Genomic DNA, 12,603 nt, shown 5'->3' with positions numbered 1-12,603 from the left:
GATTAAGTAAAAATAACAAACCCTACTGGGATCAACACAACGAGGCGTTCACATGACAACACACAATACACCTTTATATTTAATCAGCGCTTTAGCACTTGCCGTAAGTCAAGGCGTTAACGCACAAGAAACAGACCAAGCAACACCTGAAGCATCACAAAACAAAGGTCTTGAAACAATTGTTGTAACCGGCGTACCACGTCGAACAACAATCATGGCTTCAAGCGTATCAGTTAGTAGCGTATCACTTGAACAAGTTCAAGTGTCTACTCCTCGCTCAACAGCCGAGGCTTTTAGAATAATCCCTGGTATTCGTGCAGAATCTACAGGTGGCGAAGGCAATGCAAATATTGCTGTTCGTGGCCTGCCAGTTGCTTCAGGCGGTGCAAAATTTTTACAATTGCAAGAAGATGGTTTACCTGTAATGCAATACGGTGATATCGCTTTTGGTAATTCAGATATTTTTATGCGATTAGATAACACTGTGCAAACTATCGAATCGATTCGTGGTGGCTCAGCATCTACTGCAGCAAGTAATGCACCTGGTGGCATTATTAACTTTATCTCTAAAAATGGCGAAAACGAATCTGGCAGTGTGTCTACAACACTTGGCTTAGATTACGACAGCGTTCGTACAGACTTCGAATACGGCACTTACTTAACCGATAGCGTGCGTTTTCATGTTGGTGGTTTTGTTCGACAAGGCGAAGGCCCGCGCGAAACAGGTTACACGTCTAATAAAGGTGGCCAAATAAAAGCTAACCTTACTAAAGATTTCGACAACGGTTACGTGCGCCTTTATTACAAACACTTAGACGATAAGAGTGTTGGCTACCTTCCTATGCCAATGTACTCAAATGGTGACTCTATTGCTGGCTTTGATGCACAATCAGACACACCTCACTCAGCGTTATTTACTAAAACAGTACGTTTAAATGGTGAAAACCAAATCAGTAGCGGCGATATCCGCGATGGTATGAATCCAAAGGTTGACTCTGTTGGTTTTGAAGCTGTATTTGATTTAGATAACGATTGGCGTATCGAAAACCGTTTTCGTAAATCATCAATAAGCGGCAACTTTAACTCGCTTATTCCTGCTGAGGTTGGCAGCGCATCATCTATTGCACAGAGTATTGGTGGTGTAGGCGCAACACTCAGTAACGCAAACACGGGCGCTGCATTTAACGACGACCTCGCTATGCGAATTCATACGTTTGACGTAACAATGAACGACTTCGATTCGCTAGTTAACGACTTTAAACTAACTAAATCGTTTGATGATGATACCAGCATTACCTTTGGTTATTACGCGTCAACTCAAAACATTGCTATGTCGTGGTTATGGAATTCATACCTTATGGAGCTTAAAGGCGACAATGCAGCATTATTAAATGTTACTGCAGCTGACGGTACTGAATTTTCAGAAAATGGTTTATATGCATATGGCACACCTTACTGGGGAAACTGTTGCCAACGCGATTACGACACAGAGTACGACACGCGTGCACCATACGTTGCATTCTCTACTAAATTAGGCGACGTAAGCATTGATGCAAGTGCCCGTTACGACAGTGGCGAAGCTCGCGGTAACTATGCAGGTGCTGTAACATCAACTGTAGATATGAACCGCGACGGTGAAATATCAATCCCTGAGCAAAACGTTGCAGGTATTGATATTGCCAACGCCAGTCCAGTAAATTACGACTGGAACTATTCTTCTTATTCAATTGGTGCTAATTATCAAATTGATCCAAGCCTTGCTACGTTTGCACGCATAAGTAAAGGTGGGCGCGCAAATGCTGACCGTCTTTTATTTGGTAAAGTACGCGCCGACGGCTCTGTTGCAAAAGAAGACGCTGTTGATGAAGTGAACCAATTTGAGTTTGGTGTTAAAAAGCGCTTTGATTCATTATCAGTGTTTGCTACTGCGTTTTTTGCCGAAACTGAAGAGCAAAATTTTGAAGCAACATCACAAACATTTTTTGACCGTGAATACGAAGCAAAAGGGATTGAAATAGAATCTACTTACTTTATTGATGCATGGGATTTTCGCGGTAATTTAACCTGGACCGATGCAGAAATAGCAAAAGATGCGCTTAACCCAGATGTGGTAGGTAATACGCCACGTCGTCAAGCCGATTTAATTTACTCATTAATGGCACGTTACAGCTATGAAAAAGGCGCTGCAGGGGTAAGTTTCATTGGTACTACCGATGCATACGCTCAAGATAATAACGATCTACAATTTGACGGCTACACACAGGTAAATGGCTTTGTAAGCTATGACTTATCTGAAAACCTTAATATTGCGCTTAATGTGAATAACCTATTTGATACAGTAGGTATCACTGAAGCAGAAGAAGGCTCAGTACCTGAAAACAATATTATTCGTGCCCGTACTATTAACGGCCGCACAACGTCGGTAACTTTAAAATACGCTTTTAACTAAATGTGTGTATTACGCTGCGGTGAGTAATCACTGTAGCGCCTTTTAAAGTATGAATAAATAACACCCTTCACGTTTTTAGCCTAGCCTTGCTAGGCTTTTTAGGATATTCCAAATGACCAAACTTCTGTGCTTAGGCGAGCTATTAATTGATATGCTGCCACAAGATGCTAATAACTCGGCCTATTTACCTATACCAGGTNCCTGCCAATGTAGCTGTTGGCTATGCAAAACTCGGAGGTGAAGCTGCATTTTGTGGTGGTAGAGGGGACGATCATTTTGCCAATCAATTAAGTAATGCATTAGCGCAATACAATGTAAATACAGACTATTTATTTACCATTGCAGGCTCACAAACCGCCATGGTTATAGTAAGCCTTGATGAAACCGGCGAGCGTAGTTTTGGCTTTTATCGCCATAATACAGCCGATGTACTATTAACCCAGGCGCATTTAGCGCATATAAATTGGCAAGAAATAAGCACACTACACTTTTGTTCAAACACATTAACCGAATCAGCAATTGCCAACACAACGGTTAAAGCGCTAAAACTTGCAAAAGCGAATAATAAGCTCGTCAGTTTTGATGTAAATTTACGCTACAGCTTGTGGGAAAACACAAACGATATAGCAAGCAATGTAAAAGCTTGTTACACCTATTGTGACATAGTAAAACTCTCGCGTGATGAGCTTAATTTTTTAGCCCAGCATAGCGATACAAACGGTGAAAAATACATTCAAATGCTATTAAACACCGGAGTAAAACTGGTGTTTTTAACCGATGGACCAGAGCCTGCCAAGGTTTACCACAGCGCATTTATACTTAACGAATCGGCACCAAAAATAAACGCCGTAGATACAACAAGCGCGGGTGATGCATTTATAGCGGGGGTTTTATACTACTTAAATAACTTAGGAAGTGATTTACCACTAGCAGATAAACTAAATGATAAAGCGAGCGTAAAAGGCGCCCTGCACTTTGCTCTTAAATGTGGCTCTAAAGCGTGTTTAGCTAAAGGGGCATTTCCGGCATTACCTGTGCTGGCTGATGTAATTTAAATGATTAAAGCCCATATTACGGGGCTTTAAGTTAGAGTTATATCTATTGCTTTATAAAAGTGACACCTTTAGGTATTTCATCTTGGGGTAACCGAGTAGAGTGCATTTGCGATAACAACCATTTATCGCCCACTTTTGATACAACGGCACTTTCTAACCAATAAATATCAATACTTCTTTCGGTGTTTTTAATATTGGCTTTATTCCAGTAATTAATAAATGCAACATCACCCACTACACGCGAATTTATAACACTAAAATAATTAGTTCTTACAAAATCAGAGGGCTTAACAACATTTATAAAGTCATTAATAGTCCACACTTCACCGTGCTCTAAAAGTAAAAATGAATCATCAACGGCTGCACGCATTTGCGTGTGATCAACGTTAGAAACAGCCAAAAAAAGATCGCTCACCGGCGTGAATATGTTGTTATCTTTTGCATGTATTGATGTAGAAAATATCAGGAATGTAATAAAGGTAAGTACTTGTTTCATTGTTTTTATAATGCGTAGTTTGCTCAATAATAATGAGTGTATTTTAATAGAGCAGTATTAACAATTGAAATAAACCGAATGTAACTACTTAATAACGTTACCCATAGAGCAAAAAAGCACTCTATAAGAGTGCTTTAATTTAATTTCTCGATCAAGCTATTCGTCTAACCAATCTATGGCTGCGGTAGCATTTTCAAAGTATTGAACCTCACCAGATATAAACCAGTTACCTATTTTGGCCATGCGAGCTTGCCACTCTTTATTACCGTAAATAGCTACTTTTTTAAATTCTTTAGAGTGTTTAACACCTAATTTTAAGTCATCCCACGCTGCGCGTAGTTCCCAACCTTCAAGTTCACTACCATCTATTAATGCATTCACAACTGGGTGCTTAACTTCGCCAAGAGCTGAGTTTATCATTGGGGTAATTATTTTGTAGTCGTCGTGAGTAAGCGTACCAACGGCTTTAAGTTTTAAAAAAAACTCTCTTCCTGCACGTTCAAGACCAATAGATAAACCATGTGTTGTGTGTACCATTACTGCTCTCCTTAAATAGGCTGAGTGGTAAAAGTACACCTTCTAAAATTAATTAGTCCTGAACTAAATCAATAAATAGTCCTGAGCTAGATCATTAAATAGTCTCAAATAAACGGCTCTATTACGCATTTTGTACGCGAGATATCTGGATTTCTACATCAGTTAAATGACCCGTTTTAAGCCATACCTTTGCACCATTACTTCCCGCTTTAACGTTAACGGAGCTATTAACAGGCACTCTTAACCAACTGTTTTTTACAAGGGTATCGGCTTGCTCATCAAATGAGCCTTCAAGTACTAGCAACTCTGCTCCGCCTTTTGCGCTTATAACCATGCAGGCGTTAGGCTTAAAGTGCAATAAGCTTACCTCTTCAAAGTCGTCTTTGTATAAAGGGGTTACGGCAACATTTTTAAAACTAGGATGCACCGTACTTTGCATCAAGTTTGTTTGCAAACGCACGTGCGTTCGGTCATCTGGCTGAAACTGCCATAACTTTACAAATATAACGCAGCCATTTTCAGACCCCGGTTTGTGCTTTGATTGCGGTGGATTACGGATATAAGAACCTGCCGCAAAGTCACCATGCTCATCTTGAAATACGCCTTCAAGCACAACAAACTCCTCACCGCCTGTATGTACATGCGGCGAAAACTCACTGCCAGGTGCATAACGAACAATGGTCGTTGCGCGAGCAACTTCGTCGCCCACTCTATCGAGCGCTCGCCTATCAACNAACCCACGGGAGCGATTCGCTATGTACCACAACTCGTTTACTAAAATCGGCAGCTATTTTCATATTTGGCTCCTAAGTGTAACTTCACTTAAATTTTAAACTAATAACCTAATTAAGCCGCAACACTTGGGCGTTTTGCTACTTTTTCTTGCCATGCAACTAAATGGGTTAACTCATTCGGGATTGCTATTTGTGCAAATCCAGCAAATACCAGCCCAGCATACAATGTAATATCAGCAATACTAAACTGCTCACCAGCAACAAACGCCGATTGCGCTAGTACATCATTAAAATAGCTAAACCCTTGGCGCGCTTTTTCGCCTTGTTTTTCACCCCAAGCCACATTTTGATATGTTTCAAGCTCAGGGCCTAAGCCATTAGTTGCATGATGAAAGTAAGTTGCCACAGCGTCAAGCACCATAGATTCTGCACGCTTTTGCATCATGTTAATTACTGCACGCTCTTTTGCGGTTTCACCCATTAAAGATGGGCCTTCAAATGCGGTATCAATATACTCAGTAATAGCGGTACTTTCTGATATAAACGTGCCGTCATCTAGCTCTAATACGGGTACACCTGCTAATGGATTTTTAGCTAAAAAGGCTTTTGTTCTGTGTTCACCATTTAATAAATCAACAGGTACAAACTCAACATTAGAAGTGGCATTTTTTTCAGCTAAAGCGATACGAACACGAAGTGGATTTGGAAAGTTTTCTACATCATAAATTTTCATAGCAATCTCTATCTTTATTGTTTAAAAGTGAGCCAACGGTAGCAACCTACCTACCGATAGGTAATTTATAATATTAAACTAAATTTAAGTCAACGTTTAAATTTTTCTGATTTATAGGATTTAACTTAATTCATAATAAAATTAGGGGGTTGCTTAAAAATAAAAACGCTTGTAAATAACTACCTACTGGTCGATAATTTTACTATACCAATTGCATTAAATAAGTGATTTATTATTGCGCTAAGAAAATAGCGCAATAACAAGGCGAGAATTATGAGATATAGTTGTTCTATATGAATAATTTTTAACGCAGTTAGTGAGTTGTTTAATGCGATAGAATGATCATGTTTTAATAAAATTGGTATTACTGCAGATAGGAAATATTCAAAATGAGTAAAAAAGAAGCTTTATTAAAAGCAGCTGAAAACAAGGTGCGCCTTGGCGGATACAGTAATTTTAGTTTTAGAGAGCTCGCCAGCGAAGTTGGAATTAAGAGCGCCAGTGTGCACTATCACTTTCCGACTAAGGCCGATTTAGGTGCTGAGCTTGCTCATCAATATACTAATTCTTTTTTAGCTGCGTTAGGCGAGCCAAGCGAGCTTAAAGCAAGCGGTAAAAATCCTATTGATGTGTACACTCAGCTTTTTAGAAGTGCATTAGTAACCGATCGTAAAATGTGTTTATGTGGTTTGCTAGGAGCCGAAAGCGATAGCCTTCCAGATAAAGTACGCCTTGAAGTAAAACGTTTTTTTAATCAAAATCTAACATGGCTTAGCGCTGCGCACTTAGCTAATGGTGAACTCAACCCTACTAAAGCGGCTATTCAAACAGTGAGCTTGCTTGAGGGCGCTATGATGATAAGCAAAACGCTCGACGATAATAGTTACTTTGAACTTGCAACTCAGTAATACCTAAATTTAGTACACAAAAAAAGCGAGCTATTCATAATGAATAGCTCGCTTTTTTAATGCTTGAAATAACTTATGTGATTATTAAACCGCTGTTGGTTTAACTTTATGCTTAGAGTGCACAATAGCTAAAACAATTAAGCCAATCACTGTTACTACAGCGCCAATAGGTTTACCTAAATCACTTGATAAGTTAAGACCAATTGCAGCAGTACCAATATAAGAAACCGTTACCGCAGTTGCTATAACAGCAGGAACACTGGCAATCCAATGGAATGTACCACGGTCAAACAAGTACTTAGTGGCAAGCCATAATACGCTTGTAGAAAGCAGCATGTTTGAAAATGCAAAGTAGCGCCAAATTAATGAAAAATCGAGTTTCGTCATAAAGTAAGCAATAGTAAGTATAGGCACCGCTACTAATAAACGGTTACGTAAACTTTGCGGAATATTAAACGCATCAACAACTGTTAAACGTAATGAACGGAACGCTGTATCACCAGAAGTAATTGGGAAAACGGCTACTGCAATAATTGCCATTATACCGCCAAATACACCTAAGTAACTGTTAGCTACATGGTTAACAACTAAACCTGGACCACCTTGATCAAGCAATGCTTTTAAGCCCGCGTAACCATCTGGGAACGCTGCAATACCAGCAAGTGCCCATACACAACCTACAATACCTTCACACATCATTGCGCCGTAGTAAACTGGACGTACGTATTTTTCGTTAGTTAAACAGCGCGCAATAATTGGCGCTTGAGTAGAGTGAAAACCACTAATAGCACCACAGGTAATTGTTATAAATAACAATGGCCATGTTGGTAGTCCATCTGGATTTGGCTCTAAAAAGTCATGAGCGTGATCAGCTTCAAAGTAAGCTAAAAAGTCACTTGGTACCGGTAAGTGCGGCGCATTAATAAGTAATGAAATAGCAATTGCCACTGTCATTACAATCATTAGCGCACCAAAAATTGGGTAAAACTTAGTAATGATTTTATCAATTGGTAGCAAGGTCGCTAAAAAATAATACGCTAAAATAGCGAGTACCCAAAAGGTATTATTTGCCAGTATTGTACCTTCAAAGAAATCAAGGTTACTTAGCAAACCTGCAGGGCTCATAATAAATACTACACCTACAAAAAACAGTAGCATGGCAGTAAATACAAGCATAAAGCCTTTAAATACGACGTTGTAATAATGGCCTGCGATTTCTGGTAGGCTTTTACCGTCTTCTTTTATACTCATTACACCTGAGAAGAAGTCGTGTACAGCGCCACCTAAAACATTACCAAGTACAATCCATACTAGTGCAACTGGTCCGTATAAAGCACCTAAAATTGGACCAAATATTGGACCTACGCCAGCAATGTTTAAAAACTGAATTAAAAATGCTCGTACAGGGTGAATAGCTACGTAATCAACACCCTCGCTAAAGCGTTTTTGTGGTGTGTCAGCAGTTGAATCCAAACCGGCTTGTTTTTCAACAAATGGGCTGTAAAACTTATAGCCCAGTATTAAAATAGTGAGGCAGATAAAAAAGATGATCATAAAGCACGTTTCTCTTTTTGTATTTTAGTTATAGAGCGCATTGTGTGTCGCCCCGCCTTTTCAATCCGTGAATAATCGACGAACAATAACAAAGCTTCAACCCTCAAACAATAAGACGTTTAGCTAATACAATAATCGATATAAGCCACTATTTACGCAACCTGCACACTTAACGCTCCACATTGAATATTTATTACACACGTCTTATTTTGGGCACAAAAAAAGCGGTTAAACTTTTACGTTATAACCGCTTTCACACACAATGTTTTTTAAAGTGGGTTCATAAACTCACTAATTTGTTGATGCGTTAAAGTAGGTGTTGCGCCAGAACTTTCGGCGACCATTGCTCCAACGGCACATGCAAAGTCAACGGCATATTGCGCATCGTCGTTGCTACAAAGCTGATAAATTAACGAACCTAAAAACGAATCCCCTGCGCCAACAGTGTCAATTACGCTAATTAAATAACCTGAATTATAAAAATTCTCGCCTTTGATTGTTAATAAAGCACCGTGGCTGCCTTTAGTTACACATAAGTAATCGGTATTTGTTTGCTGTGCTATAAACGCTAAATTTTGTTCAAGCGAATGAAACTTACAACCCATCGCTTTTGCTATTTCGTATAGCTCTTCATCGTTTAACTTAATAAAGTCTGCTTTATTCATTAAATCTACAAGTGTTTCTAGCTTGTAATGCGGTGCACGTAGATTTACGTCAAATACTTTAAAGTTTGCTACATCAACTAGTTGATTTAACGTTGCTAAAGACGCTTCGCTTCGGCCAATTAGGCTGCCAAATACAAATACATCGCTACTTTTAACTTTACTAAGTAACTCATCAGTAAGCGCTATATTATCCCACGCAGTGTCTGCCACTATTTCATAACTTGCTGAGCCACCACTGTCGAGTGTTACCTCAACCGTGCTAGTTTTTTTGTCACTATTAATAGCAATGTATTCGCAGCTTACGCCTTTGCTAGTAATTTCGCCAAGTAACTCAGCACCTAACTCGTCGTTACCTACTGCACTTATCATGTCGGCTTTAATGCCTAGTGAGTTAATACGCACACACATATTAAGTGGCGCGCCACCTAGGCGTTTACCTGAATCAAAACAATCCCACAGCACTTCGCCAAAGCAGCTAACACTTACGTTTTCGCCTGATTTATGATTAATTAAAATGCTCATAATTAGTTACTCTTTTGATCAAGTACAGCCTGCATAATGGCTTTAATTTTACTATTAGGTGCATACAACGCAGCAATCGACTTTTTATATTCAGCAGTAAACGTTTCGTTATGCTCAAGCTTACCAAACAAGCTCGTTAACTTTAAAAATGCAATCGGGCTAGTTTGAGTCTCTTGCGCGTAAGAATTAAGCTCTTTGTGCATCGCATCTTGAATTTCAAGTTGCTCGCCGTTTTCACTTAAACCCTTATCGCTGTATAAGCACCAAGTAGCAATAACAAGCGTTGCCAGTGATACATCGCGACCTTGTACTAGGTTTTCGTTAATTGTAGCAATTAAAAACTTAGGCAGTTTAGCTGAGCTTTCACTACAGATACGCGCTAGGCTGTCTTTAATATTAGGATTAGCAAAACGCTCTATTAACGTATCTTTGTAGCTTTCAAGGTCAATACCTTCAAGTGGTTCAAGATTTGGCGTTACTTCTTTATCCATAAAAGCACGCAGGTATGTGGCAAATAATTCATCAGATACCGTTTCGTCTATAGTGCCATAGCCATGGATTGAACCTAATAAACCAAGTACAGAATGCCCTGCATTAAGTAAGCGTATTTTCATGGTTTCATAAGGCGTTACATCAGTAACAAACTGTGCACCAACAACGTCCCAATTTGGGCGAGAGTCACTAAATGTGTCCTCTATTACCCATTGTGTAAACGACTCACAGGTAATTGGCCACTCGTCGCTAACACCATATGCATCAACCACATAATCAATATCACTCTTTTTAGATACCGGTGTAATACGGTCAACCATCGCATTTGGAAACGATACGTTTTGCTCAATCCACTCACTTAGGTCTTTGTCTTGCTCTGTAGCAAAGGCTAAAAGCATTTTACGTGTTACGTTACCGTTGTGCTGAATGTTATCGCACGACTGCACTGTAAATGCGCCTAAGCCTTGCTCTTTACGCAGTTTTAACGCAGCCGTAATGTAACCAAACGCTGTAATTGGGTCGTTCGGGTTATTAATGTCGTTAATAATATCTGGATTACTGTAATCAAACTCGCCCGTTGCAGGGTTAAAGTTGTAGCCGCCTTCGGTAATAGTAAGCGACACAATTTTAGTATCGCTGTGCGCTAACTTATTAATTACCGCTTGTTTGTCCTCTGGAGCAAACAAAAAGTCGATCATTGAGCCAATTACTTTGTTATCTATTTTACCGTCTGGGTGTCTAACAGTAAGCGTATAAAGGTAATCTTGCTGCTTTAAAATATCACGCAGACCACGGTTACCCTCTAAAAGGCCAACACCACATATGCCCCATTGCTCAGAGCCTGGGGTTTTTAAAAGCTCGTTAACATATACCGCTTGATGAGCACGATGAAAACCGCCCACGCCAATATGAACAATACCGGCTTTAACTGCGCTACGGTCGTAGGTTGGTGTATCAACATGGCTTGGTAATTGAGCCAAGCTTTGTTGGTTTAGCCCTGTAACTAGAGCGTCAGTGTGTTGATGTTGCGTCATGGTGCGACCTTACTAAACAAAAATAAAATATAAATTACGATACTGTATTACGATAAGTAATTACGATGCTGTATTGAGTACTTTATGGCGTTTTAACGACCAGTACGCAGTAACAAAATAAATAACAGTACAAATAAAACAGGCTATTTCGAATTGCGATTTATTAGCGCTGTACATACTCATAGTTTCACTGAAAAACATCACCTGGCTGGCAAATATAAAAATAATAACCAGTGAAACCGTAGAAACCGCATTAAGTACTTTGGTAAATACAGAGCTGTCAATTACTGGCTTTGGAATGTCTTTAGCTTCAGCAGCTTGATATTCTTTAATATCACGTTGCTCTTGCTCTTCTGCTTCAATCTCTTGTGTGTAATCTTCACCGGCGCCGTATTTTTTAGCTAAAAGCGTATAAATAACGATTGTGAAAATCCACGTAGGAATAAACAAGTAGTAAAACGACATTACATCAATAGCATTTAAACCAAAGCCAAACACAAGCGCTAACGCCCAAGATGCTATAGCCGGTACGCTGCGGGTAATGTTTTTATATTTAGCCCAGTAACGTGTTAGGCCAATTTTAGGAAATAACACATGTTCAGCAAACACAATGCCGCCTACTGGCACAACTAATAAGCCTGCGTAGGTAAGTAGCGGAAGCATTTGTGAAAATACAAACGGGAAACACGCAATAATCACGGTTACAACACCTACAATAGCGGTTGTGCGTTCACGTGATTGATTAACAAATATAGATTGTGCTGCAAGACCTGCACGGTAAAGGTTTGCGTTAGCTGTAGTCCAACCGGCAATAATTACAATAACAAAGCCAGTCCAACCTAATGCATGGTATGCAACATCGCCCGGATCAAGTGATGAAATAGTTGTTTTAAGTAATACCGCAACACCTGCGCCCATAATACCGGCAGAGATCCACGCTAAGTAATGACCAAAAAACATGCCCACGCCAGAAAACAAGCCATAGCTTTTGCGTTTAGCAAATCTAAAAATAGCCATGTCGATTAAACCAAAGTGAGTAATTGAGTTAGCAGCCCATGCAAAGCCAATCACTTCTAATAGGCCAATGCCTTTTTCACCATCGGCATTGGTGCCCGTCCATATGGAGGAGTCGCCTATGGTCATAAAGTCGCTAAAGCTAGTTAAAGAGGTAGAACCTAATACGTGATTTGAAAGCTCAGGGAATAACGCGAACGAACCTGCAATAAATATAACAAATAGCCACGGCGCGCACAGTTTCGAAAAGTCAGCAACCGTAGAAAAGCCATACATCGCAACAAACACAACAATAGAGCCAACAGCTAAAACAATGGCTACAAACCAAAAGCTATTTGGATACCAATCAAGTTGCGCAGGTATATCAAACAAAAACCGCACGGCGGTGGAGGATACCGTGATCATGGCGG

General features: G+C 39.8%; 9 protein-coding genes and 2 pseudogenes. 3 read left to right on the top strand and 8 right to left on the bottom strand.

The window, feature by feature from the left end; all coding sequences use genetic code 11:
• The first annotated feature begins 52 nt into the window (after nucleotides 1–52).
• Together L654_RS0107770 and L654_RS01000000125720 are read left to right on the top strand one after the other, a co-directional pair.
• A complete protein-coding gene (locus L654_RS0107770) occupies nucleotides 53–2,449 on the top strand; it encodes a TonB-dependent receptor (RefSeq protein ID WP_024591932.1) in 2,397 nt (798 codons plus the stop codon).
• Between the two features lie 112 nt (nucleotides 2,450–2,561).
• A pseudogene (locus tag L654_RS01000000125720) lies at nucleotides 2,562–3,504 on the top strand (carbohydrate kinase).
• 43 nt (nucleotides 3,505–3,547) lie between these two features.
• Here the strand turns inward: L654_RS01000000125720 and L654_RS0107760 are convergent.
• The 4 genes and pseudogenes from L654_RS0107760 to L654_RS0107745 all read right to left on the bottom strand — a co-directional run bounded on the left by L654_RS0107760 (nucleotide 3,548) and on the right by L654_RS0107745 (nucleotide 6,004).
• Entirely contained in the window at nucleotides 3,548–4,000 is a 453-nt protein-coding gene (locus tag L654_RS0107760; RefSeq protein ID WP_024607708.1) for a nuclear transport factor 2 family protein, read from the bottom strand.
• A 156-nt stretch (nucleotides 4,001–4,156) separates the two neighbouring features.
• A complete protein-coding gene (locus tag L654_RS0107755; protein ID WP_002960091.1) occupies nucleotides 4,157–4,537 on the bottom strand; it encodes an STAS/SEC14 domain-containing protein in 381 nt (126 codons plus the stop codon).
• A 121-nt stretch (nucleotides 4,538–4,658) separates the two neighbouring features.
• Nucleotides 4,659–5,334, bottom strand: a pseudogene (locus L654_RS01000000125715) (cupin domain-containing protein).
• 49 nt (nucleotides 5,335–5,383) lie between these two features.
• On the bottom strand, nucleotides 5,384–6,004 hold the full coding sequence (locus L654_RS0107745) for a glutathione S-transferase (RefSeq protein WP_024607707.1): 621 nt from the start codon (nucleotides 6,002–6,004) through the stop codon (nucleotides 5,384–5,386).
• A 389-nt stretch (nucleotides 6,005–6,393) separates the two neighbouring features.
• On the opposite strand from L654_RS0107745, the gene L654_RS0107740 reads away from it, so the two are divergent.
• Complete coding sequence (locus L654_RS0107740) at nucleotides 6,394–6,912, top strand: TetR/AcrR family transcriptional regulator (RefSeq protein ID WP_024597781.1); 519 nt, start codon at nucleotides 6,394–6,396, stop codon at nucleotides 6,910–6,912.
• 84 nt (nucleotides 6,913–6,996) lie between these two features.
• On the opposite strand, the gene L654_RS0107735 is transcribed toward L654_RS0107740, so the two are convergent.
• From L654_RS0107735 to L654_RS0107720, 4 genes are all read right to left on the bottom strand, one after another.
• The gene (locus tag L654_RS0107735; RefSeq protein ID WP_010553606.1) at nucleotides 6,997–8,466 is read right to left on the bottom strand and encodes a carbon starvation CstA family protein; all 1,470 of its coding nucleotides are present in this window, start codon (nucleotides 8,464–8,466) and stop codon (nucleotides 6,997–6,999) included.
• Between the two features lie 269 nt (nucleotides 8,467–8,735).
• Nucleotides 8,736–9,653, bottom strand: coding sequence for a carbohydrate kinase (locus L654_RS0107730; RefSeq protein ID WP_007584308.1), 918 nt, complete (start codon nucleotides 9,651–9,653; stop codon nucleotides 8,736–8,738).
• Between the two features lie 2 nt (nucleotides 9,654–9,655).
• On the bottom strand, nucleotides 9,656–11,179 hold the full coding sequence (locus L654_RS0107725; RefSeq protein WP_024607706.1) for a mannitol dehydrogenase family protein: 1,524 nt from the start codon (nucleotides 11,177–11,179) through the stop codon (nucleotides 9,656–9,658).
• Nucleotides 11,180–11,239: 60 nt separating this feature from the next.
• Nucleotides 11,240–12,603: membrane protein (locus tag L654_RS0107720; protein ID WP_024607705.1), on the bottom strand; the 1,364-nt coding region annotated here is incomplete at its 5' end.

The organism is Pseudoalteromonas sp. TAB23 (assembly GCF_000498075.1).
Taxonomy (GTDB): Bacteria; Pseudomonadota; Gammaproteobacteria; order Enterobacterales; family Alteromonadaceae; genus Pseudoalteromonas; species Pseudoalteromonas arctica.
Note: the sequence above shows the minus strand (reverse complement) of the source record. Positions and strands in the feature narration are given on the sequence as shown.

Coding starts and splice junctions, on each gene's coding strand:
- L654_RS0107770 (WP_024591932.1), top strand. CDS start 53: ATGACAACACACAATACACCTTTATATTTAATCAGCGCTTTAGCACTT.
- L654_RS0107760 (WP_024607708.1), bottom strand. CDS start 4,000: ATGAAACAAGTACTTACCTTTATTACATTCCTGATATTTTCTACATCA.
- L654_RS0107755 (WP_002960091.1), bottom strand. CDS start 4,537: ATGGTACACACAACACATGGTTTATCTATTGGTCTTGAACGTGCAGGA.
- L654_RS0107745 (WP_024607707.1), bottom strand. CDS start 6,004: ATGAAAATTTATGATGTAGAAAACTTTCCAAATCCACTTCGTGTTCGT.
- L654_RS0107740 (WP_024597781.1), top strand. CDS start 6,394: ATGAGTAAAAAAGAAGCTTTATTAAAAGCAGCTGAAAACAAGGTGCGC.
- L654_RS0107735 (WP_010553606.1), bottom strand. CDS start 8,466: ATGATCATCTTTTTTATCTGCCTCACTATTTTAATACTGGGCTATAAG.
- L654_RS0107730 (WP_007584308.1), bottom strand. CDS start 9,653: ATGAGCATTTTAATTAATCATAAATCAGGCGAAAACGTAAGTGTTAGC.
- L654_RS0107725 (WP_024607706.1), bottom strand. CDS start 11,179: ATGACGCAACATCAACACACTGACGCTCTAGTTACAGGGCTAAACCAA.